This window comes from Streptococcus sp. HMSC034E03 (assembly GCF_001811505.1).
In the GTDB taxonomy this organism is placed as follows: Bacteria; Bacillota; Bacilli; order Lactobacillales; family Streptococcaceae; genus Streptococcus.
Genome location: NZ_KV804987.1, coordinates 1 through 22,818, shown reverse-complemented (window position 1 = coordinate 22,818; position 22,818 = coordinate 1). Strand labels below are relative to the sequence as shown.

28 protein-coding genes are annotated in these 22,818 nt (G+C 39.8%); 6 read left to right on the top strand and 22 right to left on the bottom strand.

The genetic code is table 11. The features are described from left to right. Positions 1-406: 406 nt before the first annotated feature. From HMPREF2805_RS05950 to HMPREF2805_RS05940, 3 genes are read right to left on the bottom strand one after another with little or no spacing between them, the layout of a single operon-like run. Positions 407-1,042, bottom strand: a complete 636-nt coding sequence (locus HMPREF2805_RS05950) for an SGNH/GDSL hydrolase family protein (protein WP_075231803.1) — start codon at positions 1,040-1,042, stop codon at positions 407-409. Position 1,043: 1 nt separating this feature from the next. Next, positions 1,044-1,871, bottom strand: coding sequence for an HAD family hydrolase (locus tag HMPREF2805_RS05945; protein ID WP_075231802.1), 828 nt, complete (start codon positions 1,869-1,871; stop codon positions 1,044-1,046). 21 nt (positions 1,872-1,892) lie between these two features. Further along, positions 1,893-3,212, bottom strand: a complete 1,320-nt coding sequence (locus HMPREF2805_RS05940; RefSeq protein ID WP_075231801.1) for a CapA family protein — start codon at positions 3,210-3,212, stop codon at positions 1,893-1,895. Positions 3,213-3,377: 165 nt separating this feature from the next. Here HMPREF2805_RS05940 and def point away from each other — a divergent pair, with 165 nt between their 5' ends. Both def and rlmB read left to right on the top strand, forming a co-directional pair. After that, positions 3,378-3,989, top strand: coding sequence for a peptide deformylase (def, locus tag HMPREF2805_RS05935; protein WP_075231800.1), 612 nt, complete (start codon positions 3,378-3,380; stop codon positions 3,987-3,989). Positions 3,990-4,033: 44 nt separating this feature from the next. Then, entirely contained in the window at positions 4,034-4,762 is a 729-nt protein-coding gene (gene rlmB / locus HMPREF2805_RS05930) for a 23S rRNA (guanosine(2251)-2'-O)-methyltransferase RlmB (RefSeq protein ID WP_000855759.1), read from the top strand. A gap of 181 nt (positions 4,763-4,943) precedes the next feature. On the opposite strand, the gene trxB is transcribed toward rlmB, so the two are convergent. From trxB to HMPREF2805_RS05895, 7 genes are all read right to left on the bottom strand, one after another. Further along, entirely contained in the window at positions 4,944-5,855 is a 912-nt protein-coding gene (trxB, locus tag HMPREF2805_RS05925; RefSeq protein ID WP_075231799.1) for a thioredoxin-disulfide reductase, read from the bottom strand. Positions 5,856-5,920: 65 nt separating this feature from the next. Continuing rightward, on the bottom strand, positions 5,921-6,145 hold the full coding sequence (locus tag HMPREF2805_RS05920; protein ID WP_000960970.1) for a DUF4059 family protein: 225 nt from the start codon (positions 6,143-6,145) through the stop codon (positions 5,921-5,923). Between the two features lie 79 nt (positions 6,146-6,224). Further along, on the bottom strand, positions 6,225-6,968 hold the full coding sequence (locus tag HMPREF2805_RS05915; RefSeq protein WP_045762917.1) for an amino acid ABC transporter ATP-binding protein: 744 nt from the start codon (positions 6,966-6,968) through the stop codon (positions 6,225-6,227). After that, positions 6,968-7,768 carry an amino acid ABC transporter permease gene (locus HMPREF2805_RS05910; RefSeq protein ID WP_075231798.1) on the bottom strand — a complete coding sequence of 267 codons (801 nt, stop codon included), beginning with the start codon at positions 7,766-7,768 and terminating at the stop codon, positions 6,968-6,970. Before HMPREF2805_RS05910 ends, HMPREF2805_RS05915 begins: the two co-directional genes overlap by 1 nt. 156 nt (positions 7,769-7,924) lie before the next feature. Then, a complete protein-coding gene (locus HMPREF2805_RS05905) occupies positions 7,925-8,281 on the bottom strand; it encodes a Spx/MgsR family RNA polymerase-binding regulatory protein (protein ID WP_075231797.1) in 357 nt (118 codons plus the stop codon). An 11-nt stretch (positions 8,282-8,292) separates the two neighbouring features. Next, a complete protein-coding gene (locus tag HMPREF2805_RS05900; protein ID WP_075231796.1) occupies positions 8,293-8,805 on the bottom strand; it encodes a methylated-DNA--[protein]-cysteine S-methyltransferase in 513 nt (170 codons plus the stop codon). Further along, positions 8,798-9,298, bottom strand: a complete 501-nt coding sequence (locus HMPREF2805_RS05895; protein WP_075231795.1) for a GNAT family N-acetyltransferase — start codon at positions 9,296-9,298, stop codon at positions 8,798-8,800. Before HMPREF2805_RS05895 ends, HMPREF2805_RS05900 begins: the two co-directional genes overlap by 8 nt. A 134-nt stretch (positions 9,299-9,432) precedes the next feature. Here HMPREF2805_RS05895 and HMPREF2805_RS05890 point away from each other — a divergent pair, with 134 nt between their 5' ends. Beyond that, positions 9,433-9,888, top strand: a complete 456-nt coding sequence (locus HMPREF2805_RS05890; protein ID WP_075231794.1) for a DUF1836 domain-containing protein — start codon at positions 9,433-9,435, stop codon at positions 9,886-9,888. After that, complete coding sequence (locus tag HMPREF2805_RS05885) at positions 9,878-10,525, top strand: PAQR family membrane homeostasis protein TrhA (protein ID WP_075231793.1); 648 nt, start codon at positions 9,878-9,880, stop codon at positions 10,523-10,525. The genes HMPREF2805_RS05890 and HMPREF2805_RS05885 overlap by 11 nt, the downstream gene beginning before the upstream one ends. Before the next feature lie 29 nt (positions 10,526-10,554). Here HMPREF2805_RS05885 and pdxT read toward each other — a convergent pair whose 3' ends face one another. The 6 genes from pdxT to HMPREF2805_RS05855 form a co-directional block, all read right to left on the bottom strand. Then, positions 10,555-11,127, bottom strand: a complete 573-nt coding sequence (gene pdxT / locus HMPREF2805_RS05880) for a pyridoxal 5'-phosphate synthase glutaminase subunit PdxT (RefSeq protein WP_075231792.1) — start codon at positions 11,125-11,127, stop codon at positions 10,555-10,557. Then, a complete protein-coding gene (gene pdxS, locus HMPREF2805_RS05875; protein ID WP_070459652.1) occupies positions 11,128-12,003 on the bottom strand; it encodes a pyridoxal 5'-phosphate synthase lyase subunit PdxS in 876 nt (291 codons plus the stop codon). It abuts the gene before it with no gap. Between the two features lie 137 nt (positions 12,004-12,140). After that, a complete protein-coding gene (locus HMPREF2805_RS05870; RefSeq protein ID WP_075231791.1) occupies positions 12,141-12,773 on the bottom strand; it encodes a Pr6Pr family membrane protein in 633 nt (210 codons plus the stop codon). A gap of 2 nt (positions 12,774-12,775) precedes the next feature. Further along, complete coding sequence (locus HMPREF2805_RS05865; protein WP_049548267.1) at positions 12,776-13,114, bottom strand: zinc ribbon domain-containing protein YjdM; 339 nt, start codon at positions 13,112-13,114, stop codon at positions 12,776-12,778. 138 nt (positions 13,115-13,252) lie between these two features. Next, positions 13,253-13,924, bottom strand: coding sequence for a (d)CMP kinase (cmk, locus tag HMPREF2805_RS05860; protein ID WP_075231790.1), 672 nt, complete (start codon positions 13,922-13,924; stop codon positions 13,253-13,255). 8 nt (positions 13,925-13,932) lie between these two features. Next, positions 13,933-14,421, bottom strand: coding sequence for an SAG1386/EF1546 family surface-associated protein (locus tag HMPREF2805_RS05855; protein WP_075231789.1), 489 nt, complete (start codon positions 14,419-14,421; stop codon positions 13,933-13,935). Between the two features lie 45 nt (positions 14,422-14,466). Here HMPREF2805_RS05855 and HMPREF2805_RS10685 point away from each other — a divergent pair, with 45 nt between their 5' ends. After that, complete coding sequence (locus HMPREF2805_RS10685; protein ID WP_075230460.1) at positions 14,467-14,664, top strand: ferredoxin; 198 nt, start codon at positions 14,467-14,469, stop codon at positions 14,662-14,664. Positions 14,665-14,769: 105 nt separating this feature from the next. Here HMPREF2805_RS10685 and HMPREF2805_RS05850 read toward each other — a convergent pair whose 3' ends face one another. From HMPREF2805_RS05850 to HMPREF2805_RS05825, 6 genes are all read right to left on the bottom strand, one after another. Next, a complete protein-coding gene (locus HMPREF2805_RS05850; protein WP_083301290.1) occupies positions 14,770-15,717 on the bottom strand; it encodes a glycosyltransferase family 2 protein in 948 nt (315 codons plus the stop codon). After that, complete coding sequence (galE, locus tag HMPREF2805_RS05845) at positions 15,701-16,720, bottom strand: UDP-glucose 4-epimerase GalE (protein WP_045762906.1); 1,020 nt, start codon at positions 16,718-16,720, stop codon at positions 15,701-15,703. Before galE ends, HMPREF2805_RS05850 begins: the two co-directional genes overlap by 17 nt. Before the next feature lie 100 nt (positions 16,721-16,820). Then, complete coding sequence (locus tag HMPREF2805_RS05840; protein ID WP_075231787.1) at positions 16,821-17,924, bottom strand: NAD(P)/FAD-dependent oxidoreductase; 1,104 nt, start codon at positions 17,922-17,924, stop codon at positions 16,821-16,823. A 16-nt stretch (positions 17,925-17,940) separates the two neighbouring features. After that, complete coding sequence (locus HMPREF2805_RS05835; protein WP_075231786.1) at positions 17,941-18,738, bottom strand: Nif3-like dinuclear metal center hexameric protein; 798 nt, start codon at positions 18,736-18,738, stop codon at positions 17,941-17,943. Then, the gene (locus HMPREF2805_RS05830) at positions 18,725-19,402 is read right to left on the bottom strand and encodes a tRNA (adenine(22)-N(1))-methyltransferase (protein WP_075231785.1); all 678 of its coding nucleotides are present in this window, start codon (positions 19,400-19,402) and stop codon (positions 18,725-18,727) included. Before HMPREF2805_RS05830 ends, HMPREF2805_RS05835 begins: the two co-directional genes overlap by 14 nt. 102 nt (positions 19,403-19,504) lie before the next feature. Beyond that, positions 19,505-21,841: a cation-translocating P-type ATPase gene (locus HMPREF2805_RS05825; RefSeq protein WP_075231784.1), complete on the bottom strand. Its 2,337-nt coding sequence runs from the start codon at positions 21,839-21,841 to the stop codon at positions 19,505-19,507. A gap of 132 nt (positions 21,842-21,973) precedes the next feature. Here HMPREF2805_RS05825 and HMPREF2805_RS05820 point away from each other — a divergent pair, with 132 nt between their 5' ends. Beyond that, the gene (locus HMPREF2805_RS05820) at positions 21,974-22,717 is read left to right on the top strand and encodes a lysophospholipid acyltransferase family protein (RefSeq protein WP_075231783.1); all 744 of its coding nucleotides are present in this window, start codon (positions 21,974-21,976) and stop codon (positions 22,715-22,717) included. The last annotated feature ends 101 nt before the right edge of the window (positions 22,718-22,818 follow it).

Here is a 22,818-nt window from a genome sequence, read left to right as displayed (position 1 = left end):
TCTCATTTGATTCTTAAAACCTTGATAGACTTGACAAATAGTAGGAAAGAGCCAAAAAAGCTCGATAATATTTGTAATAGGCAAATTCCTATAGATATTATGGAGCTTTTTATTGTATCGAATTGTCAAATGAAGAGCAGATAGTAGATTGCATACAGAATAGTGCACTGTGACTTCTAAAACATTGCGAGAAATTGATTTGACTTCCTTAATCAATTTATCCAGATTTTATTTCACTTCACTATACTTTCAAGGTCTATTATTTAGTATATCCTCCGACAAGTGAATGGTATCATCAACTAACATGAGATTGCTAGCATTGAAAGAATTTTTTTAATAATATTAGCAACATATTTATTTTACAAAAAATATTAATCATAAAAAATCTTGTTCATCTATACTGAATCTATAAAATATATTTTTTTAAAGTATTTGATAAAGCTTGATAACCAGCGACACTGAGATGAAGACCATCCGTTGTATAGTCTGCCTTGAGTTGCCCCTCTTGATCGAGTAAGTTCTCAAAAACAGGCACAAATTCAACCTGCATATAGGCAGAGGCAAGGTCTTGATAGGCTTGGTTCCAGGCATTGATTTTCTCATTGGTACGAATATAAACTGTCTGTTTAAAATTCTCCCCCTCATTGACCGGCAAGATTGAAACTAGCTTTATCTGTGACAGTGGATAGTCGCGTGAAATAGTTTGAATCACACTCTCAAGATTGTTTAGCGCTTCATTTATTGGAACATCTTTTCCGATGTCATTTGTCCCAATCAAAAGCACAATTTGATCCACTGCATCGCCATAGAGATGGGCATCAAGATTTTCTTGTAAAAGTCCAGTCTGGTAGCCTCGAATCCCTCGGTTCACAATGGTTTTTGACGTTCCCAATAATTCTTGCAAGGGATAATACTCTATAATGGAATCCCCGATAAAAATGATATCTGGTTCCATTACAGAAATCTGATTGAGTTCACGATACTTGGTTTGGATTTTCTCTTGCTCTTTTAAGAGCCAGTTCTCTAATAGTTGTACTGCCAAGTTATTCTCCTTCTTCTAGCCAGTTTTCTAAAACTTGGTAAACACCTGCCTGACTGTTGGCTGGCGCCACTTTTGTCGCAACTTCCTTAACAGACTCCTCAGCATTTTCCATCGCGTAAGAAATTCCTGCCAACTCTAACATTTCGATGTCATTTTCACTGTCTCCAAAAGCCATGATTTGTTCTGGTTTCAATTCCCAACGCTTGAGCAACTCCTCTAAGCCCCATGCCTTATGAATTCCATCTTGTAAAATATCAATACAGCCGTAGCCGCTAGAAACAGCTCGCACATGACCATTAAACAAGTCATTAATTTCCTGTAAAACCGAATCGGATCGTTCTTCACCAACAACCATACTCATCTTGAGAACACCACCGAAGAGTTTAGAGTCAAATTCATCGACGAAGTGCATCCGTTGATAGAATTTCTCAATCATCTCCGGAGTCATAAATTTATCAAGTTCTGTAAAGACAGTTCCTTCCTTGACAAAACCGCCATTCATAGCAGTTACGACAAACTGATCCTGACACTCTCTGCCTTTAAAATGGCCCAAAGCCCTATCAACCATAGCATCGTTCCAAGTCTGAACTTGAATCAATTGATCATTTTCGAATATACGAGCACCATTAGCAACCACGAGAACTACTCTATCTGCTAGATGTTTCAGTAATTGTCGCATTCGATGAACTTCATTTCCCGTTGCAATGACAAAACGAACTCCACGCTGATCGAGTCGGTCTAAGATTTTTTCAAGGCGTGGTAGGTCCAATTGTCCTTGAGGATCCAACAAAGTACCATCCATATCCGTCGCTATTATCTTAATATCCATCTTGCTCCTCTTTTAATGTCACTACCACTTCAAACCTACATGCTCGTTCATTTCTTTATAGGCTGTATCAATCCGTTCCTTGGTATCTTCATCTAACTGACTACGGTATTTCCCACCCTCTATAAAATCTTCTAAAATGTAGGTCTGGTACAAATAGAGCGGATAGCCTTCTGGAGAATAAGTTCCTTTTGGTGTCCTATTAACCCAGCTGGGATGTGCTTTAGCCGTCTCAATCGTAGTCTTACCTGCTTTTTTCTTAATGGTCACATCCATGAGAACACCACGTTCTGTCCATTTTGCATTTTCCTCATCTTGCATAGTCTCAATTCGCTGATTTGAGATGAAATTCCCCATAGAATAGATAATGAGTTTCTTGTCCCCATCTTTCTCAACCGTTTCAGCAGGCTCAACTACGTGAGGATGACCACCAAAGATAATATCAGCTCCCCAATCAATCATCTTGTGATAGAGAATCTTTTGTTCTTCAGTTGGTTCCAATTGGTACTCAATTCCCATCTGAGGCATGATGACCGTAATATCCGCCTCTTTCTCTGCTCGTTCAATTTCAGCCTTCATCTTGTCTTCATTTAGGTCAGAAAGATGATTATCATAGTCTTCTTTAGAAATGTATTCTTCAATGCCGTTAAATCCATAAGAATAGGCTAAAAGGGCAATTTTAATTCCATTGACTTCCTTGATAACTATCGGTGCTTTCTCTCGTGGTTCATGGGTATAAACACCAATTGGTGTCATTCCAGCTTTTTCGATAGCATCTGCAGTTGAAAAAACTCCCTCAATCTGAGAATCCAAGATATGATTGTGAGCCAAGTCTAAGACCTGATAACCTGCATCCTTTATAGCATCCATGACTTCACCAGGTGCATTAAACAAGGGGTAACCTGCGAGATAATGGTCTTTATTTACAGTTCCTTCAAAATCACCAATGACTAAGTCTGCTTGCTTGAGCCATGGTTTTACATACTCAAAATTTTCATGGAAATCATAAGTCCCATCTTCTTTTAGAGCAGTTCTATAAATCGGAATATGATAGAGCAAATCCCCATTTGCCATAATACGCGCACTTGTTTCTTGCTCCGTATCTGCATTCTTTTCCTGAGAATTTAACTTTTTCTGCACAGCACTTGGATCACTACTGCTTAAAGAAATCCCTCGAACTCCTTCCACTAATAAAGTAAAAATCATCAAGATAGCTACCGAAGCTAACAAGACCACAATAAAAGTGCGATTGTTCCACTGCTTATAGTTCCTGAAAAATCGAACAGAATGTCTAATAGCATGTAGAACAGGACCTTTTTTTCTTTTTCTACTACGTTGTTCCAAATTTTTTCTCCCTACTTTTTGATGCAAGTCACCTTACCTTATTATACCACAGACAAATTGGTATTTCCTTTTATTATATTATTTTTTAGCAACTTCTGTGACTTTCTTTCTCATCTGTTTTGTGTTATCATGTAATTGTAATAGAAGGAAAGGAAAGGAAAGAATATGTCTGCTATAGAACGAATTACCAAAGCTGCTCATTTAATCGATATGAAAGATATTATCCGCGAAGGGAACCCTACTCTTCGTGCCGTTGCCGAAGAGGTCTCTTTCCCCTTGAGCGACCAAGATATCATTCTTGGAGAAAAAATGATGCAATTTTTGAAACACTCGCAAGATCCTGTTATGGCTGAAAAATTAGGTCTACGTGGAGGTGTTGGGCTTGCTGCACCACAGCTGGATATCTCAAAACGCATCATCGCCGTACTGGTACCAAATATCACTGAGGAAGATGAGACTCCTCAAGAAGCCTATGATTTACAGGCTGTCATGTACAATCCGAAAATCGTCTCACATTCAGTCCAAGATGCTGCCCTAGGCGAAGGGGAAGGTTGCTTATCTGTTGACCGTGCTGTTCCAGGTTATGTTATCCGCCACGCTCGAGTAACTGTCGACTATTTTGATAAGGATGGAGAAAAGCACCGCATCAAACTTAAGGGCTATAACTCTATTGTAGTTCAACACGAAATTGACCACTTAAATGGCATTATGTTCTACGATCGCATCAATGAAAAAGACCCATTTGAAGTTAAAGATGGTTTGCTCATTCTTGAATAAAGAAAATCCCGTTGCAAGACGGGATTTTGTGTTATAATGAAGATATGAAAACAAACGATATTGTCTATGGCGTTCATGCCGTCACAGAAGCTCTTTTAGCAAATACTGGAAACAAACTCTACCTTCAGGAAGATTTACGAGGAAAGAATGTGGAAAAAGTTAAGGAATTGGCTACTGAAAAGAAAGTATCCATTTCTTGGACTTCTAAAAAATCACTTTCTGAGATGACTGAAGGAGCTGTTCACCAAGGTTTTGTCTTGCGTGTTTCTGAATTTGCCTACACTGAACTCGAGCAAATTCTTGCTAAGACACGCCAGGAAGAAAACCCACTACTACTAATCCTTGATGGTTTAACGGACCCACATAATCTCGGTTCTATCTTGAGAACAGCGGATGCAACCAATGTTTCAGGTGTCATCATTCCCAAACACCGAGCTGTCGGCGTCACTCCTGTCGTTGCAAAAACAGCAACAGGTGCGATTGAACACGTTCCTATTGCCCGAGTCACTAATCTCAGTCAAACCTTGGACAAACTCAAGGATGAAGGCTTCTGGACATTTGGTACTGATATGAACGGAACTCCTTGCCACAAATGGAATACCAAAGGAAAGATTGCTCTCATCATCGGAAATGAAGGCAAAGGTATCTCTAGTAACATCAAGAAACAAGTAGACGAGATGATCACCATTCCTATGAATGGTCACGTACAGAGCCTCAATGCCAGTGTTGCTGCTGCCATTCTCATGTACGAAGTCTTTAGAAATCGACTCTAATAAAAAGTGAGGTTGGGACAAAAGATCCCGACCTCACTTTTTATTAGCAATCAAACTTTGACGCGGTAACTGATTGAACTTTTTATTCGTCTTTTAGACTCCAAAAAGCTCCTAATCATCCTCGCGGGGCTGGGACTACGAAATCGAGACTTTGTCTATCGGTTTCTGTCCCACCTCTTTTTTAATAATGTTCGGTAATATATTTGTAGGCCTCTTGACCTGCAATAGCGCCATCTCCAACTGCTGTTGTAACTTGGCGAAGGTCTTTTTGACGAACATCCCCAACCGCAAAGACACCTGTAACACTTGTCTTCATGTGGTCGTCTGTCACAATCCAACCCGCTTGGTCTAGAATCTGCAACTCTTGGACGAAGTTACTAACAGGGTCCAATCCAACATAGATGAAGACACCACCAAAGGCTTGTTCTGTCACTTGTCCTGTTTTAACATTTTCAATGGCAACCGACTCAACACGGTTTTCACCCTTGATTTCTTTGACAACCGAATCCCAAATGAAGTTGATTTTTTCATTAGCAAAAGCACGATCTTGCAAGACCTTTTGGGCACGTAGTTCATCTCGACGGTGAATGATGGTTACAGACTTAGCAAATCGTGTTAAGAAGATTGCTTCTTCAACTGCTGAGTCACCTCCACCTACAACCAACAAATCTTGGTCGCGGAAAAAGGCGCCATCACAAACCGCACAGTAAGAAACACCACGGCTATTTAGTTCTTCTTCCCCCGGAACTCCCAAGAGACGATGCTTAGAACCTGTCGCTACGATAACTGTGCGAGTTTCATAAACTTGGTCGTCTGTTACGACTTTTTTAAATTTCCCATGGTCCTCAACATTTTCAACAAAGCCATAAAGATGCTCAACACCTAAATTTTCAAGAGGTTCAAACATTTTTTCAGCTAATTCAGGACCACTGATATTAGCATAACCTGGATAGTTTTCAATGTCAGAGGTATTATTCATCTGACCACCAGGAAGTCCACCTTCAATCAAAGCAACTTTCAAATTACTACGTGCTGCGTACAAGGCTGCAGTCATCCCAGCAGGACCTGCCCCGATAATAATCGTATCGTACATTCTCTTTCCTTCTTTCTTGTTGTAACTATTTTTATTCTAACGAATTAAATCCCATTTTACAACTCTTATGCCTTGAGAACCAACAAGATGCTCATGGTTGCAAATGACAATACTGGAATTGTTAAAACTCCAATCATAATCATATCGTAGAGATGGGCTTGACGTGCTTTAGCAGTTTTGTCAACCCCCGACAGAGCTCTAAGTCCAATCCAGAGTCCCAAAATAATCAAGACCAGTAGAATTGTCAACACTAAACTCTCTAAATACAAAGCAAATAGCTGAACTAGCATGCTCTCTCTCATTTCTATTAATTTTAAAGAGCAAACCCAGTTAGCCTAGCCAACTGAGTCTTTCTTGTCTTCTATTATATCAAATATAGGTTCGTTTGTAACTAGCAAAGAATTCTTTTGTTCGTTCTTCTTTAGGATGATTGATAATCTCATCTGGTGTTCCAGACTCAATAATCTTTCCTTTATCCAAGAACAAAACCTTATCAGCTACCTGAGAAACAAAGGACATATCGTGACTGACTAAAATCATGGTTTGACCTGATTTAGCTGCATTAGCGATAGATCTTTCTACCTCACCAACTAATTCTGGGTCAAGTGCTGAAGTAGGTTCATCCAAGAGCAAGATTGCTGGCTTCATGGCTAAAGCACGCGCTAAAGCTACCCGTTGTTTTTGTCCACCTGATAAGTGGCGAGGATAGTGCTGTTGACGATCTGAAAGACCAACCTTAGCCAACTCTTCTTTGGCAATCTTAGTGGCTTCTTCATCTGATAGTTTTTTAACAACTACCAAACCTTCCTTGACATTGTCTAGGGCGGTTCTACGCTCAAACAAATTGAACTGTTGGAACACCATGGACAACTTGCGACGAAGAGTCAAGATTTCATCTTGAGTAATTTGAGAAAAATCAACTTTGAAATCATCAATCTGAATACTTCCACTATCAGGAGTTTCTAGATAGTTTAGGCTACGAAGAAAAGTTGATTTCCCAGCCCCTGACGAACCAATCAAGGCAACAACTTCTCCTTTTTGAATATCTAAATTCAGATGATCCAAGACGGTTTGACCTGAAAAGGATTTGCTTAAATTTGAAATCTTAATCATTAGCGAAGGTCTCCTTTCACATCTGTTTCCACTTTATCTGGTGCTTCGATTGCCATCTTTTTCTCAATAAAGCGACCAAGATTTTCAATGGCGATATTCACTACCCAATAAACTAGGGCGACCGAGATGAAACGCTCAAAGTAACGATAGTCTGCACCACCCAAAATCTGAGCTTGGGCAAAAACTTCCACAACACCTGCACTAAAGGCTAGGGAAGTTCCTTTAGTCAAACCGATTAGAGAATTAATCAAGGTTGGTGTTGCAACAACTGCTGCATTGGGAATAATCACACGACGATAGACTTGCGCACGCGTCATACCGAGACTGCGAGCGGCTTCAATCTCCCCTGGATTTACAGAAAGAATGGCTGCACGAATGGTCTCGCTGGCATAGGCTGCTTCGTTAAAAGCAAAAGCTACAATGGCAAAAGCTGCGGCTGGAATCGCATTTATATTAAAAGCAGTTCCCCATTGTTGATTCAACGCTTTTAATGCTAGAGGAATTCCATAGTAAGTCAACATCAGCTGCACTAGGATTGGTGTCCCTTTTAAGAAACTAACAAAGAATGCTTGTAATGGATAAAGAATTCTAACGCGATTAATTTTTACAATAGCAAAAACCAAGGCCAAGATTATACCAAAAAAAGCACCAAATACTGTCAACATCAATGTTGTTGGCAATTGTTGTACAATTCTTGGAATCCCATCAAAGACAGAACGAAAACTAAACAGTTTACCGTCTGGAATATACTGCATCAAGTTTTGGTACCAATCTGATGCTAAAATTGTTGTAACATTCATAGAAACATCCTCTCCTGATAATGAATCATTCTATCATACTTCTGCCTAGATTTAAAATATTTGCTACGAGCGGAAGAGACTTTGTCTACCTACTAGTTTATCATACTTTAAAAGCGTGAGGTTATATATTTTACCTATCAAGGAGATAGAAAAAAACTATTTCAAATCCAAGTTGTCATAGGTTTTACGATAACCAATCTGCTTCACAGCACCATTCTCCACTAATATTGGACGTTTTAATAACATACCATCACTGGCCAAGAGTTTGGCTGCTTCTTTATTTGATAAAGTTCCAACCTTGTCTTTTAAACCAAGTTCACGGTATTTAATACCACTAGTATTGAAAAATTGCTTCAACTCAAATTCTGAAGTTTCAAGCCAATTTAAAATGACTTCTTCACTCGGAGTTTCTTCTACAATATGAACATCTTTATACTCTAATCCGAGTTGATCTAACTCTTTTTTGGCTTTTTTACAAGTTGTACATTTTGGATATTCGATAAATTCTAACATTTTTTCTCTTTCTATTTTTTACTTTCTTGATAACTTGCACCTTCATGATTCAAGAGCCAAGCCTTCTTATCAAGTCCCCAAGCATAGCCTGTCAGACGTCCTCCAGCACCTAGCACACGGTGACAGGGGACAAGAATAGACCAGGGATTGCGCCCTACTGCTCCTCCGATTGCTTGGGCAGAAGCTACTTGCAAGTCCTTAGCTATTTGTCCATAAGTAACAGTCTGACCAAAGGGTATTTCCCGTAGATAAGACCAAACTTTCTTTTCAAATTCACTTCCAATCGGAGCCAGAGGAAGCTCAGATAGGTCCTGGTCTTGTCCTGAGAAATAGCTATCTAAATAAGAAGCAACTTGGTTCAAAACTGGATGGCTTGGAACATCAACGATACACCCAGCTTCCAAACCTCTCTCAAAATGTTTCTGACCTTGAAACCAAATGCCAAGCAAGTAGTGGTCATCAGCAACTAGTGAGAGCTCCCCTACAGGAGAAACATAGAGCATTTTTACATACTTTTTAGGCATTGGATTTTAATTTTTGATAGGCCAAGCGTTCCCCATCTACTGGAACTTTACCAACTTGTTTAAAACCTAGCTTCTCAAAAATATGTTGCATGGCTTTGTTTTTAGCGTGCGTATCTGAACGAAAATCTAGGTAATCAAAGCCTTCAATCAAGCCTTCCAAGAAGGTCTGGGCAACACCTTGCCCTTGGACATCTCTAGAAACCGCAATCCGGTGAAATACAAGGTATTCTGGTTCTCTTCCTTCCCAGCTTCCATCATAAATGGCTTCATAGGCTTTTTCTGGACTCTTGGTTACTGCTGCATAAGCTAAGAGCTCTCCTTCTTCCAGGGCTACATAAGCCTGACCTGAGATAATATCTTCGATAATCGTATCAGTATTTGGATAACCATTTTGCCATTGGGTGCTATCAGCTTCCGCCAAGCATTTTTTAGCTTCCTCAATCACTTGCATAATTGCATCTACTTCGTTTGGAAAGGCTAAACGAATTTCCATCTTATCTCCTCTTTTCTGACTAGTTTCTCTCATCATAGCATAATTTAAGGCTTTCTACAAGCAGTTAAAACTTGACTTTTGATTTCTATTATTTTATAATCTAGTTATCAAAACTAGATAAACAGGAGTTGGAAATGAAATCTACTTTTTCCTACCCAGAATGGAACGAAATTCCAAACATTGATCTCTATTTGGATCAGGTCCTACTTTATGTGAATAAAGTTTGTTCCCCTATTTCTCTTGCTAAAGAGAAAGGTTTAACTGCATCAATGGTGAACAACTATGTCAAACACGGCTATATCAGCAAACCTGAGAAGAAAAAATACCAACGCAAACAAATCGCCCGATTGATTGCTATCACAACGCTCAAGTCTGTTTTTTCAATCCAGGAAATTGCTCAAACCCTGAATACCCTACACACAGAGACTAACTCAGAAGAGCTTTACAACGCTTTTGTGGACTACATGAACGAAGACATTGACCCAGCCAATCCTATTATCCAAGCAAGTTGCCAAACGGTTAAACTCTATCATCAGACACTAGATCTTGTCTATACAGAAAATGAAGAGGAGGAAACAAATGAATACTAGTTTTAAACTTAGCAAGCGCCTTAGTTTTGGAGAAGAAATAGCAAACAGTGTCACCCATGCTGTAGGGGCACTTATCATGCTGATTTTGCTCCCTATCTCATCGACATATAGTTATGAAGCTCATGGATTTTTATCATCGATTGGGGTGTCGATTTTCGTTATTAGCCTCTTTCTCATGTTCCTTTCATCGACCATTTATCATTCTATGGCTTATGGTTCCACTCATAAGTATGTCTTGCGCATTATCGACCATTCCATGATTTATGTTGCGATTGCTGGCTCTTATACTCCTGTCGTTTTGACCTTGATGAATAACTGGTTTGGTTATCTGATTATCGCCATTCAGTGGGGAACAACTATTTTTGGTATTCTTTATAAAATCTTTGCCAAAAAAGTCAATGAAAAATTTAGTCTGTTGCTCTACCTCATCATGGGTTGGTTAGTTGTGGCTATCCTACCAGCAATCATCAGTCAAACAAATCCAATCTTTTGGACTCTTATGGTATCAGGTGGGCTTTGCTATACAGTTGGTGCTGGATTTTACGCTAAGAAGAAACCATACTTCCATATGATTTGGCACCTCTTCATCCTAGCAGCTTCAGCTCTCCAATACATTGCCATTGTTTATTACATGTAAAAATAGGCCGGGAAAATCCCGACCTATTTTTATTTGCACATATTGATAAAGTATTGATGCAAGCGAAGATCATTTGTCAATTCAGGATGAAAGGAAGTCACTAGCATATTCTTTTCTTGAGCAGCAACGATTTGATGATTCACTACTGCCAGAACATCAACACCCTTACCAACTTCATTAATAATAGGTCCACGGATAAAGGTCATGGGAATTTTGCCAACACCCTTGCACTCTGCTTCTGTATAAAAGCTTCCTAGCTGACGTCCATAGGCATTGCGCTCAACTACTATATCCATAGTCGCCAGATGACTTTCCTCTTGAGAAGCGATTTGTCTCGCAAGCAGAATCAAACCAGCACAAGTCCCAAAGACTGGTAAGCCATTGAGAATAGCCTCTCTTAGAGGAATTAGCATCTGCTGATCTCGCAACAGTTTCCCCATCGTTGTAGACTCTCCCCCTGGCAAAATCAAACCTGACAAGTCACTCTGATGGTGTTGAAAGTCTTCAAGATTTCGCAACTCAATACTTTCAACTCCTAGTTGAGCAAGCATTTTCTCGTGTTCTACAAAGGCTCCTTGCAAGGCTAATATTCCGATTTTCATCTATTTTCCTCGCTCAGCCATGAGAATTTGGATTTCATTCTCATTGATACCAACCATGGCTTCTCCCAAATCTTCTGAGATTTGAGCTAAAATTTGAGGATTTTGATAGTTGGTAACTGCCTTGACAATTGCTGCTGCACGTTTGACAGGATCACCTGACTTGAAAATCCCTGAGCCAACAAAGACTCCTTCCGCACCGAGCTGCATCATGAGAGCAGCATCTGCTGGTGTTGCAACTCCTCCAGCTGCAAAGTTGACAACTGGTAATTTCCCATGTTCGTGGACGTATTGAACTAATTCTACCGGAACTTGGAGTTCTTTTGCTGCGACATAGAGTTCATCTTCACGGAGATTTTGAATGCGACGAATTTCTTGATTCATCATGCGCATATGACGGACTGCCTGAACGATATCTCCTGTTCCAGGTTCCCCTTTTGTACGGATCATCGATGCTCCTTCAACGATACGACGCAAGGCTTCTCCTAGGTCTTTAGCACCACAAACAAAAGGAACTTGAAATTCTTTCTTGTTCACATGGAAACGATCGTCAGCTGGAGATAGCACTTCACTCTCATCGATATAGTCAATCTCGATGGCTTCTAAAATCTGTGCTTCAACAAAATGCCCAATTCGAACCTTGGCCATAACTGGAATGCTGACTGCGTCTTGGATTTCCTTAATCATCTTTGGATCACTCATACGAGAGACACCACCAGCTGCACGAATATCCGCTGGGATTCGCTCCAAGGCCATAACCGCTGCTGCACCTGCAGCCTCTGCAATTCTTGCTTGTTCAGGGTTTTGAACGTCCATAATGACGCCACCTTTAAGCATCTGAGCCAAATTTTTATTTAATTCATAACGATTTTCAGTCATTTTCTCTTCCTCAATAGTTGTATTGGTAGCTACAATTTTATTTTAAGGTAGAAATGACTCAAGTACAAGATAAAAAAAATCGATTTGTCTGGGTACAATTATCTCAATCATTAAAAAAGTACCCATATAAGGTACTCTTATTTCTTAGATTTTTTAATGTTTTTAACAAGATAAAACAGATATCCTGAAACCATATAGGCAACAAAGATAGTAGCTGCCCATCTAAAGACAAAGCCCCAACCATGTTTGGTAGCATTCAAAAAGAAATAAGGGAAGGGACTATCCTTAGCGTTAGGGACATCCATCTTTAGAACAAAACCGTTTAAGATGGCAAAAATCATATAAAACAAAGGAAGGCTGGTCCAAAGCATGGGATCAAACCACTTATATTGACGACTCTTATCAAAAATAATTGTATCTGCTAAAAACCAGAGAGGTACGATATAATGACAAAGGAAATTTTCCAAACGGTAAAAATCTGTCGTCAAGGGAGCTAGCATGAAATGATAGATGACACAAGTAATCATGATACTCATAGTGACACCACCTTTGAGACGTAGAATTCCAGGACTTTGCCAACTATCACCGCCACTACGCATCTTTAACAAAAGATAAGCTGTAAAGATGACAACCAAAAGGTTGGAAAGGACTGTATAGTAAAGCAACATCCCTAAACCACCACGTTTGGTAATTTCCAGATAGACCCCTATAAATGCTGCGAAAAACAAGAGAGTCCGACTGAAAAAAATAAATTTATTCCAAGTAGTCATGATTAAATCTTTTTAACAAATTCTGATTTCAATTTCATAGCACCAAAACCATCAATCTTACAATCGATGTTGTGGTCACCCTCAACAATACGGATGTTTTTCACACGAGTTCCTTGCTTAAGGTCTTTTGGTGCGCCTTTTACTTTGAGGTCTTTGATCAAGGTTACTGTGTCTCCATCAGCCAATTTATTTCCATTAGCGTCGATAGCAACAAGGCCTTCTTCAACCTCTACTTGCTCAGCAGGATTCCATTCATAAGCACACTCTGGGCAGACTAGCAAGGCTCCGTCTTCATAGACATATTCTGAATTACATTTTGGGCAATTTGGTAGATTGTTCATTTTATCTCCTTCTATTTTCATGATGGTTTGATTGTCAAATTTTCGTTAACAAAGACTATTATACCTTAAAATTAAAAATTTGACAAATTGCTAAAAAACCGACTCACCACTATCGTGGTCAATCGGTTAAAATTTCAATTAAAAATGTTTGACTGCTTCTGATTTAATTTTTTCGACAACTTCTAAAATACTTAGCCCTGTTGTGTCCAAATAGATTGCATCATCAGCCTGTTTAAGAGGAGAAGTTTCACGATGACTATCCTTATAATCACGCGCAGCAATCTCTTCTTTCAAAGTTTCCAAATCTGTTTCGATCCCTTTTGAAAGATTTTCCTTATAACGTCTTTCCGCACGTTCATCCACTGAAGCAACAAGAAAAATCTTCAATTCAGCTTGAGGTAATACAACTGTACCAATATCTCGACCATCCATGACGATTCCGCCTTGTTGGGCAATTTCTTGTTGAAGGGCTACCAATTTTTCACGAATAGCTGGAATGGCTGCAAAAGCAGATACAGCATTGGTTACTTCATTTTCACGGATTGGATTGGTAACATCAACGTCTCCAACGAAAACAAGCTGTTCTCCTGTTTCAGCACGACCAAAGCTAATCGGATATTGTTCCAATAATTCAAGAAGTCGAGAAGACTCTTCTGGACTTACTTGGTTGTTCAAAGCGATGTAAGTCGTAGCACGATACATGGCACCTGTATCTAAGTAGGTATATCCAAAGTCCTTAGCAATAATCTTGGCTACTGTACTTTTACCACTGGATGCTGGTCCATCAATAGCGATCTGAATTGTTTTCATCGTCACTCCTATCTTGTCTTAAGGACATCACCAGGATTTGCAAACCAAGTTCCTGAAGACATATGACCAGGGTTCAAGGCTTCAAGCTGAGCAATAGAAATGCCTGCTCTAGCTGCAATAGCTGCTTCACCTTCACCTGCAAGGACAGTAATGGTTCCCTCAGCATTTGTATGTTCCTCTGAACTACTTGAAGAAGTTGATCCTGCTTCAGAACTTGATGCTTCAACTGAACTACTTGATGACGTTGAAGAAACTTCCTCTACCTTAGGCGCAGAAGAATCATGAAAATCTTTCAAGGCTGCTGTACGATCACTTCCACCAGATGACAGGTAGATTAAAACAGCAATCATACCGACAACGATAACAAAGAAAATACAAGCCAAAATGGTTAGAATACGGTTGGCTACCACTCCTGTTCCCTTATTTCCTCTGCTTCTGCGTTCCGAACGACTTTCCTCGATGTCGTAAATATCTTCTTGCCATGGTTCCTTTTCCATACCTTACTCCTTGTTTTTTTTCTAATTTCTTATTACAATATAAATATGAAAATCACACTTATACCTGAACGATGCATTGCCTGTGGGCTATGCCAAACCTATTCTGATTTATTTGATTACCATGATAATGGTATTGTGCGTTTCTATGATGATCCGAATCTACTAGAGAGAGACATCCCAGCTAGTGAAGAGCTGCTAGAGGCTGTGAAACAGTGTCCCACTCGCGCGCTCATCAAAGATTAATTTGTCATCAGTGGTGTTTTGATGTTCAAATCCCACTTTCTCTAGTTTAGCATATTTTTCCAGAAAATTATAGTCTTTTGAAGGACTTATTTTTAGCAAATCTTATCATGACTCACTCTGTTCTTTTATCAGATAGAGGGGTCTTTTTTTCGTTTCCATATAAATTTTACTGATATATTTTCCAAGAATCCCAATCGTCAATAATTGGACACCACCAAGAAATAGAATGACAGCCATCAGAGAGGTCCAACCAGAAGTTGGATTGCCCAGTACGAGAGTACGGACAACTACAAACAATGTCATCACCAAAGCCAGAAAACACGACGAAAGACCAGCAACAAAGGCTAATATCAAAGGAAAATCTGAAAAATTCACAATCCCTTCAATAGAGTAGAAAAAGAGTTGTCTAAAACTCCAACTTGTCTTACCTGCCTGCCTTTCAACATTAGGGTATTCTAGATAGTGAGTACGGAAACCAACCCAGGCAAAGAGTCCTTTGGAAAAGCGATTGTATTCTGTCAATTCTAACACTGCATCCACAACTGATCTTCTCATCATCCGAAAATCACGAACACCCGATGGAAGAGCTACTGGGCTAATTTTTTGCATAAAACGATAAAAAAGATCAGCGCAGCAACTACGTAAAAAGGGTTCTCCTTCTCGATTGGTTCTGCGTGTTCCAACGCAGTCCAAATCTGGATTCTGGTCTAGTAGTTCTTTCATCTCAAGCAAGAGGCTTGGTGGATCCTGAAGGTCTGCATCCATAACTACCACCAAATCTCCTGTTGCTTGTTGTAAACCCGCATATATGGCCGCTTCCTTCCCAAAATTACGCGAGAAAGAGATATAATGTACTGCAGAATTTTTCTCTCGATAAACCTTTAAAACATCCAAAGTCTTATCAGTCGAACCATCATCTACAAAAATGTATTCGATTTCTGTTCCCAAATCTGGGATCAGTGCTTCAAGAGTTTGATAAAAAAGAGGAAGTACTTCCTCTTCGTTTAAACATGGGACTATGATTGAAATCGTCATCTTAGTCTTCAAATCCATTTGGATGCTTGCTTTGCCAACGCCATGCGTCTTCACACATTTCTGTAATACCAAGTTCTGCTTCCCATCCTAGCTCTTCCTTAGCTTTTGCTGGATCTGAGTAGCAAGCTGCAATATCACCTGGGCGACGTTCAACAATACGGTATGGAATAGGACGTCCGACTGCTTTTTCCATATTTTGGATAATTTCAAGCACAGAGTAACCTTTTCCTGTACCAAGGTTGTATATGTTTAGACCTGAACCTTTTTGAAGCTTCTTAAGGGCTGCAACGTGCCCTTTGGCTAAGTCAACGACGTGGATATAGTCACGAACACCTGTTCCATCTTCTGTATCGTAGTCATCTCCAAAGACCTGAACTTGTTCCAATTTGCCAACTGCGACTTGTGTCACATATGGAAGAAGGTTATTTGGAATACCGTTTGGATTTTCACCCAAATCACCGCTCTTATGCGCTCCGATTGGGTTGAAGTAACGAAGTAAAACAACGTTCCATTCTGAATCAGCTTTATAGATATCTGTCAAGATTTCTTCAAGCATCAACTTAGTACGACCATAAGGGTTAGTAGCAGAAAGAGGGAAATCTTCGAGGATTGGAACTGTATGAGGATCTCCATAAACAGTTGCTGATGAACTGAAGATGATATTCTTACAGTTTGTCTCTTCCATAACTTTCAAGAGACTGACAGTTCCAGCGATATTGTTATCATAGTAGGCCAGTGGGATACGTGTAGATTCCCCTACAGCCTTCAAACCAGCAAAATGAATCACACCTGTTGGTTCTTCATGTTTGAAAATATCACGAAGTGTATCTGTATCACGAATATCAGCTTCGTAAAAAGGAATTTCTACGCCTGTGATTCTTTCGACTACTTCAAGACTTTTACGGCTACTGTTTACCAAATTATCCACGACAACTACTTGGTGTCCAGCTTGGACCAGTTCAATGACAGTGTGAGTTCCGATAAATCCTGCACCACCTGTTACCAAAATCTTTTCTTGCATCTCTTTTCCTCAATTCTAGGATTATTTTTTTCATTTTACCATTTTTGATGGGGAATGTCATTTTCTACCCCGAAAGATTACGTAAAATAAAGTAAAACATTTACTCAATTTCTTTTCGTTGGACATACTTTGCTATCGGATAATCCGCTGGATCCAATACTCCACTTCTCCCTTGAAGCATTTGAGCAAGATGATAACCAATAATAGGACCGGTTGTCAATCCTGACGATCCTAATCCACTCGCAGCAAATACTCCTGACAAGCTTGGCACTTGTCCGAAAAACGGAGAGAAGTCACTTGTATAAGCACGAATCCCCACACGTTCACCAGATAAAATTGCATCCTTTAAGCTAGGATAAAACGGACTTGCTGCCTCCTCCATTTGTTGGAGCAAATTCTCGTCAACTGTTAGGTCAAATCCCATGTCATTTTCATGGGTAGCTCCTAGAGATAATTTACCGCCTGGAAATGGTATCAAATCCCACTCTCCTTCTGGCATAACCACAGGGTATGTTCCCATGTCTTGTTTCACTTGATAATCTCTAAGTTGTCCTTTTTGAGGACGAACATCCACCTCATATCCTAAGGGATCTAACATGTGTCCAAGCCAAGCTCCCGTAGATAAAATTACTTGGTCAAACATTTGATTGTCTATCTGATAGCCTGATGATAGAGGTTTCAGACTAACCTCTTTCTTTATAACTTTCACTTGACTGGTTTCCAATAACCGACTTACTAGGAGTTGCCCGTCTACTCGAGCTCCTCCAGAAGCATAGAGTAATCTTTCAAATCCCTCTAATTCAGGGAACAACTTATTTGTAGCGGTTTGATCCAGAATGGCTAATTCCCCTATTAAGGGAGATTCATCTCTACGTTGCAAGGCTAAGTCATAGAGTTCCTCGAGCTTGGAATCATCTTTTTTGAGAAGGAAGACTCCTGAGCACTGGTAGAAATCAACCTTTTGACCAGTTTTTTCTAAATCAGCTAATAAATCTACATAAAAGTCTGCTCCTAGGCGAGCCATCTTGTACCAAGCTTTATTACGTCGTTTAGAGAACCAAGGACTGATGATTCCTGCTGCGGCCTTGGTAGCTTGTCCGTACCCATGATCAAAGACAGTTACTTCGACATCTGCTTCCTTAGAGAGATAGTAGGCAACTGTTGCCCCTACAATTCCTGCTCCTACAATGGCAACTTTTTTCATTGTCTTTACCTTCTAACTAGATATGATGGAATGGATTGGTAGAAGCCTGACTTGCGACAACTTCTAGAGACCAAGCATTTTCTTCCTTCCATTCATTCAAGAGCACTGCAATTTTTTCAACAAAAAGAACTTCGATATAGTGGCCTGGATCCAATGCCAGCAAACCGTCAGACAACATATCCTGGGCAGTATGATAATAAATATCACCAGTGATATAAAGATCTGCTCCTTTTTCTAAAGCATCAGAGTAGAAAGATTGTCCACTGCCACCACAGATAGCCACTCTTGAGATTGTTTTTTGCAAATCACTCTCATGATAATACACCATACGAAGGCTATCTAGACCAAAGACTTCCTTAACATGACTGGCAAATTCTTCAAATGTTTGAGGTCTAATCGTTCCAATACGCCCAATCCCACGTTCAGGACCTGTTTCCTGCAGATAAGTTGTATCCTTAATATCCAATAGTTGGCAGAACCAGTCATTAAGACCATTTTCAACGATATCAATATTAGTATGGCTGATGTAAACTGCAATATCATGCTTGATGAGGTCGATATAAATCTGATTTTGAGGGCGACTAGCTACCAAGTCCTTTATCGGACGGAAGATAGGCGCGTGCTTGACGATAATCAAATCTACACCCTTTTCAATAGCTTCTGCCACTGTATCTTCACGTATATCAAGGGCAACCATGACTTTTTGGATGTCCTTGTCTAAGGTACCAATCTGCAAACCACGACTATCGCCTTCCATAGAAAATTCTTGAGGACAATAGGCTTCATATCGGTTAATCACTTCACTTGCTTTCATGGAGCACCTCCTTGATGGCTTGAATTTTATCTACTAGAACCTGACGTTCTTCATGATTTTTTTCTGGGATTTGACTAAGGGCAAATTCGAGCTTACTTGCTTCTCTTTGCCACTTTTGGACAAATACGGGGCTAATTTCTTTAGATAGAAAAGGACCAAAACGGATATCGCTAGCTGATAAATTCATTTTCCCAGCTTCCACTACTAGAATCTCGTAAAATTTTCCAGCTTCCTCTAAAATACTTTCAGCTACAATCTGAAATCCATGCTCTTGTAACCAAGTACGCAACTCATCTTCACGATTATTAGGTTGAAGAATCAATCGCTCAACATTGGCTAGTTTGTCCAAACCCTCTTCTAATATCGTAGCAATCAAACGACCACCCATTCCTGCAATAGTGATAACAGAGACCTGGTCACTTTCTTCGAAAGCTGCTAAACCATTGGCTAAACGAACCTGAATTTTCTCAGTCAAGCCATGACTTTCAACATTTCTAACTGCAGACTGATAGGGTCCCTCTACAACTTCACCCGCGATGGCAGCTTCAATATGACCTTTTTCAACTAATTCAATAGGTAAATAAGCATGGTCGCTACCGACGTCCAGCAAAACAGCTCCTTGGGGAACAAAAGAAGCTACTGTTTCTAATCTCTTTGAAATCATCTTCTCTCACTTTCAAAAACTCTATTTCCCTTTAATTATACCATATTTTATCTGGCAATCCTGTACCTAAAAAAGACCGCAATCATGGATTGCAGTCTTTCTTTATCTTTTAACTTGATAACGACTTGTCAGTATGAAAATCACAATAAAGACGAGCATCATAATGCCATAGATAGGCAATGTTTGACCTGTAAGGGTTGAAATTTCCAGTAGTTTTTGAATTCTTGGAAATAGGGCTGTTCCAAGGAAACCTCCAACTGACCAAATAATCAATAGCACACGCCACAGGCTAAATGGCAAGCAAGCTCTAACTACAGACATGAAACCAATCGATGCCAATAGATAATACAAAAGTGTCGAAATTTCAATGGCTGACCAACCTTGACTGGTTCCAAAAATTTTAACAAAGAGAACACTAAAGACTACCATCAAGGCACTTGGTAAAGCTCGAAGCATGGATTTTCTGAGGAAGTTTTGTTCCACAGGTTTGATATTTCGTTCAAAAGTTAATACAAACGGTGGGAATCCTTCCACAAACTGGTCAATCATGGTAATCTGAATGGGAATGAACGGGAAAATCAAAATCCATTCAGTACGTCCCAACAAAGCACTAGCAATACAGATAACTGCTAGCAAGAAGGAATAGATTGTCTTAATCAAGAAAATCGGAGCAATGTGGGCAATGTTATTGACCACACGACGACCTTCGAAGAGAATCTCAGGAACATCATTGAAATCTGAATTCAAGAGGACCAGATTTGCAATCTGACGAGTTGCTGGGTCTCCCTCAGCCATAACAATGGAACAATCTGCCTCACGGAGAGCTAGGATATCATTGACACCATCCCCTGTCATTGCTGTAGTATGTCCTGTTTTTTTCAGAGTTTGGATGATGAGTTTCTTTTGATGAGGTGAAACACGTCCGAAAATAGCTGTTTCCTCAGCCATGGCTATTAATTCTTCATCAATAATTTTCGAACAATCTACATAGCTCTGATAGTCTGCAAAACCTGCTTTTTGAGCAATACTTGAAACAGTGACTGGATTATCACCAGAGATAATTTTCAATCCCACTTCCTGAGAACGAAGATAGTCTAGCGTCTCAGCAGCACCTTCTCGAATCGGATCTAGAATCTCAAGTAAAGCCAAAGCCTGAATATCAGATGGCTTTTGTGGCTTGTGATGGTCAAGTTTTTCTTGACTGAGCGCTAACACCAAGACACGAGATCCTCGTTCAAGAGCTTCTCTAGCTTCAGGAACTTCAGCATCCAACAACATCTCCGGTGCGCCTAGGAAAACAGTTCCTAGACCTTCCAACTCCATTGCTCCCCATTTTCGATCACTTGAAAATGGAAGGCTAGAAATCATCGGATAAGCTATCTCTCCCGCAAAACGCTTTCGAATAGCTTGGGCAGTTGGATTTTTATCCTCACTGTGTGCCATATAACTAGTTAGTATTTTGGCAATGGTATCTTTATTATAAGCTGGAGTAAGAGGAAGGACCGTCTCAACCTGCATCTTCCCTTGGGTGATTGTCCCTGTCTTATCCAAGCAGAGCATATCTACTCGCGCCAAGGTCTCAACAGAATACATCTCCTGCACCAAAACCTTTTTCAACCCAAGCTTGATAACAGCAGTTAAGAGAGAGGTGATGGTCAAAAGGGCGATTCCCTTAGGCAACATTCCTAAAAGAGCTGTAGATGAATTGACTACAGAAGACTTGAGTGGCAGACCTTTTAAGACCAAGGCTTCAAGCAAGAGAGCAATACCAAAAGGAATGATGATTTTCCCAGTAAAGCCAGCTAACCGGTCTAGCGATTTCATGATACGAGAGTTAATTGGCTTCACTGTCTTAGCTTCAAGCATGAGTTTAGCAGCATAGTTATCTGCCCCAACATGATGTACCTGAGCAAGGACAGACCCACTCGCAAGAAAGCTTCCTGACAGCATTAAGTCTTCTACATCTTTTTGCACCAAGTCGCTCTCACCCGTTAACATGGCTTCATTGACTTCTGCAAAACCTTCTAATACAATGGCATCACTTGGAATCTGATCTCCTGCTGACAAGCGAATAACATCATCTAAAACAAGTTCTTCGGGGTCCAAAGCGATCTCTTGTCCATCACGAATTGTCGTAATTTTTTCTTTATTCAAGAGATTGAGTTTATCAACCATATGTTTAGCTCGTAGCTCAGTTACAATCCCAGAAAATGCATTAAAACAGATAACCGCAAAGAAAACTAGGTTGCTCCAAGCTTGAACAAAGGCGAGCGCTAGGGCAATGGCAAAGTTTAAAGCATTGAATAAAGTAAAGACATTTCTCTTCACAATCTGCCATGTACTAGTACTAGCTGAAGCTTGGAAATCATTGACCTGTCCCTGTTTCTGACGATCTTTGACTTCTGATTGGCTTAATCCCATCATTTTATTTTTATCCATAAACTCTATCATATCATTTTTTTTTGAATATTTCTAATTTCATATAAAAAGCTGTTCAGCCTATACAAAAAAACATTTGCCTGTCCTGGTATGATAAGGTATAATAAAAGAAAGAAAACTGAAGGAGACATCATGTTTTATACTTATCTGCGTGGGCTGGTTATGTTGATTCTATGGTCAATCAATGGAAATGCTCACTTTCACAATACTGAAAAAATTCCAAGTTTAGATGAAAATTATATCCTTGTTGCGCCACACCGTACCTGGTGGGATCCAGTCTATATGGCTTTTGCAACAAAACCAAAGCAATTTGTCTTTATGGCAAAAAAAGAACTCTTTACCAACCGTATCTTTGGTTGGTGGATTCGCATGTGTGGTGCTTTCCCTATCGACCGTGATAACCCAGGTTCTTCTGCTATCAAATACCCTATCAATGTTCTTAAAAAGAGCGACCGCTCTCTCATCATGTTTCCAAGTGGCAGTCGTCATTCCAACGATGTTAAAGGTGGTGTTGCTCTCATCGCTAAAATGGCCAAAGTACGTATCATGCCAGTTACCTACACTGGTCCGATGACTTTAAAAGGCCTCATTAGTCGTGAACGTGTCGACATGAACTTTGGAAATCCTATTGATATTTCTGACATCAAAAAAATGAATGATGAAGGTATTGAGATGGTTGCAGACCGCATCCAATCTGAATTCCAACGTTTAGATGAGGAAACGAAACAATGGCACAACAATAAAAAACCAAATCCTTTGTGGGGGTTTATTCGCATACCAGCACTGATTGTTGCTGTCTTAGTTGCAATTGTTACCATCATCTTTAGCTTTATCGCAAGCTTTATCTGGAATCCAGAAAAAAACAAAATCAATTAGGTTAGAATAAAATGGCTGAGGGATATTCTCTTAAGCCATTTTAGTTTGACTGACAGCTAATTACTTTTAAATCATGACCACCCGTCAAACGGGTGGTTTGT

What these genes read in the sequence shown, in the direction of transcription:
- HMPREF2805_RS05945 (WP_075231802.1), bottom strand. Translation starts at nt 1,871, where the DNA reads ATGGATATTAAGATAATAGCGACGGATATGGATGGTACTTTGTTGGAT.
- def (WP_075231800.1), top strand. Translation starts at nt 3,378, where the DNA reads ATGTCTGCTATAGAACGAATTACCAAAGCTGCTCATTTAATCGATATG.
- rlmB (WP_000855759.1), top strand. Translation starts at nt 4,034, where the DNA reads ATGAAAACAAACGATATTGTCTATGGCGTTCATGCCGTCACAGAAGCT.
- trxB (WP_075231799.1), bottom strand. Translation starts at nt 5,855, where the DNA reads ATGTACGATACGATTATTATCGGGGCAGGTCCTGCTGGGATGACTGCA.
- HMPREF2805_RS05920 (WP_000960970.1), bottom strand. Translation starts at nt 6,145, where the DNA reads ATGCTAGTTCAGCTATTTGCTTTGTATTTAGAGAGTTTAGTGTTGACA.
- HMPREF2805_RS05915 (WP_045762917.1), bottom strand. Translation starts at nt 6,968, where the DNA reads ATGATTAAGATTTCAAATTTAAGCAAATCCTTTTCAGGTCAAACCGTC.
- HMPREF2805_RS05910 (WP_075231798.1), bottom strand. Translation starts at nt 7,768, where the DNA reads ATGAATGTTACAACAATTTTAGCATCAGATTGGTACCAAAACTTGATG.
- HMPREF2805_RS05905 (WP_075231797.1), bottom strand. Translation starts at nt 8,281, where the DNA reads ATGTTAGAATTTATCGAATATCCAAAATGTACAACTTGTAAAAAAGCC.
- HMPREF2805_RS05900 (WP_075231796.1), bottom strand. Translation starts at nt 8,805, where the DNA reads ATGCCTAAAAAGTATGTAAAAATGCTCTATGTTTCTCCTGTAGGGGAG.
- HMPREF2805_RS05895 (WP_075231795.1), bottom strand. Translation starts at nt 9,298, where the DNA reads ATGGAAATTCGTTTAGCCTTTCCAAACGAAGTAGATGCAATTATGCAA.
- HMPREF2805_RS05890 (WP_075231794.1), top strand. Translation starts at nt 9,433, where the DNA reads ATGAAATCTACTTTTTCCTACCCAGAATGGAACGAAATTCCAAACATT.
- HMPREF2805_RS05885 (WP_075231793.1), top strand. Translation starts at nt 9,878, where the DNA reads ATGAATACTAGTTTTAAACTTAGCAAGCGCCTTAGTTTTGGAGAAGAA.
- pdxT (WP_075231792.1), bottom strand. Translation starts at nt 11,127, where the DNA reads ATGAAAATCGGAATATTAGCCTTGCAAGGAGCCTTTGTAGAACACGAG.
- pdxS (WP_070459652.1), bottom strand. Translation starts at nt 12,003, where the DNA reads ATGACTGAAAATCGTTATGAATTAAATAAAAATTTGGCTCAGATGCTT.
- HMPREF2805_RS05870 (WP_075231791.1), bottom strand. Translation starts at nt 12,773, where the DNA reads ATGACTACTTGGAATAAATTTATTTTTTTCAGTCGGACTCTCTTGTTT.
- HMPREF2805_RS05865 (WP_049548267.1), bottom strand. Translation starts at nt 13,114, where the DNA reads ATGAACAATCTACCAAATTGCCCAAAATGTAATTCAGAATATGTCTAT.
- cmk (WP_075231790.1), bottom strand. Translation starts at nt 13,924, where the DNA reads ATGAAAACAATTCAGATCGCTATTGATGGACCAGCATCCAGTGGTAAA.
- HMPREF2805_RS05855 (WP_075231789.1), bottom strand. Translation starts at nt 14,421, where the DNA reads ATGGAAAAGGAACCATGGCAAGAAGATATTTACGACATCGAGGAAAGT.
- HMPREF2805_RS10685 (WP_075230460.1), top strand. Translation starts at nt 14,467, where the DNA reads ATGAAAATCACACTTATACCTGAACGATGCATTGCCTGTGGGCTATGC.
- HMPREF2805_RS05850 (WP_083301290.1), bottom strand. Translation starts at nt 15,717, where the DNA reads ATGGATTTGAAGACTAAGATGACGATTTCAATCATAGTCCCATGTTTA.
- galE (WP_045762906.1), bottom strand. Translation starts at nt 16,720, where the DNA reads ATGCAAGAAAAGATTTTGGTAACAGGTGGTGCAGGATTTATCGGAACT.
- HMPREF2805_RS05840 (WP_075231787.1), bottom strand. Translation starts at nt 17,924, where the DNA reads ATGAAAAAAGTTGCCATTGTAGGAGCAGGAATTGTAGGGGCAACAGTT.
- HMPREF2805_RS05835 (WP_075231786.1), bottom strand. Translation starts at nt 18,738, where the DNA reads ATGAAAGCAAGTGAAGTGATTAACCGATATGAAGCCTATTGTCCTCAA.
- HMPREF2805_RS05830 (WP_075231785.1), bottom strand. Translation starts at nt 19,402, where the DNA reads ATGATTTCAAAGAGATTAGAAACAGTAGCTTCTTTTGTTCCCCAAGGA.
- HMPREF2805_RS05825 (WP_075231784.1), bottom strand. Translation starts at nt 21,841, where the DNA reads ATGGATAAAAATAAAATGATGGGATTAAGCCAATCAGAAGTCAAAGAT.
- HMPREF2805_RS05820 (WP_075231783.1), top strand. Translation starts at nt 21,974, where the DNA reads ATGTTTTATACTTATCTGCGTGGGCTGGTTATGTTGATTCTATGGTCA.